Origin of the sequence: Enterobacter sichuanensis, assembly GCF_002939185.1 — a bacterium.
In the GTDB taxonomy this organism is placed as follows: Bacteria; Pseudomonadota; Gammaproteobacteria; order Enterobacterales; family Enterobacteriaceae; genus Enterobacter; species Enterobacter sichuanensis.
The window spans coordinates 1-883 of record NZ_POVL01000158.1; the positions used below are offsets into that span (position 1 = coordinate 1).

Sequence of the window (883 nt, forward strand, 5' to 3'; positions counted from 1 at the left end):
GCCGTCGGTACGGTCAATTTCCAGCGCGTGAATGGCAAAGTGCTGCTCCACGCGGGCAATGGCCTCGGCAGGCTGCGCCAGCTTGCTGTTGATCTCTCCGCTCGCCGGGAACGCGGCCATACGGTCGCGTACCAGCTCGCCGAGGGTTTTCCCCTTCAGGCACAGCAGCTCGGTCACCAGCAGCCATGGGATCATCCCGCTGTCGCAGTAGGCGAAATCACGGAAGTAGTGGTGGGCGCTCATCTCGCCGCCGTAGATGGCGTCTTCTTCGCGCATGCGTTCTTTAATAAAGGCGTGGCCGGTTTTGGACATCACCGGCGTGCCGCCTGCGGCAGACACCACGTCAACGGTGTTCCAGGACAGACGCGGGTCATGAATGATTTTCGCGCCAGGGTTTTTCTCAAGGAACGCTTCCGCCAGCAGGCCGACAATGTAGTAGCCTTCGATGAACTGGCCTTTCTCGTCGAACAGGAAGCAGCGGTCGAAGTCACCGTCAAAGGCGATGCCCATATCTGCGCCATGCTCAATGACCGCGTTACGGGTGTCGTCGCGGCACTCCGGCAGCAGCGGGTTAGGAATACCGTTCGGGAAGTTGCCGTCCGGTGTGTTGTGCACTTTGACGAACGTCACCGGCACGTTAAGTGCTTTAAAGCGGGCTTCCAGGGCATCCACCACCGGGCCGGCCGCACCGTTACCGGAGTTAATCACCAGCTTCAGCGGCTTCAGGTTTGCCACGTTGATGTAGCCCAGCAGGTGGTCGATGTACTCTTTCTGCAGGTTGATTTTTTTGTAGCTACCGCGCTTCGCCTCGTTCACCGGCGGGAAATCGTTAGCTTCCGCCAGACGCTGCACGTCGCGCAGTCCGGTGTCGCCGCTGATAGGA

At 59.9% G+C, this 883-nt stretch carries 1 protein-coding gene; it reads right to left on the reverse strand.

The annotated features are described in order from the left end of the window. The coding region (locus C5687_RS24285; RefSeq protein ID WP_476588301.1) for a phosphohexomutase domain-containing protein at positions 1-883 on the reverse strand (883 nt) is incomplete at both ends.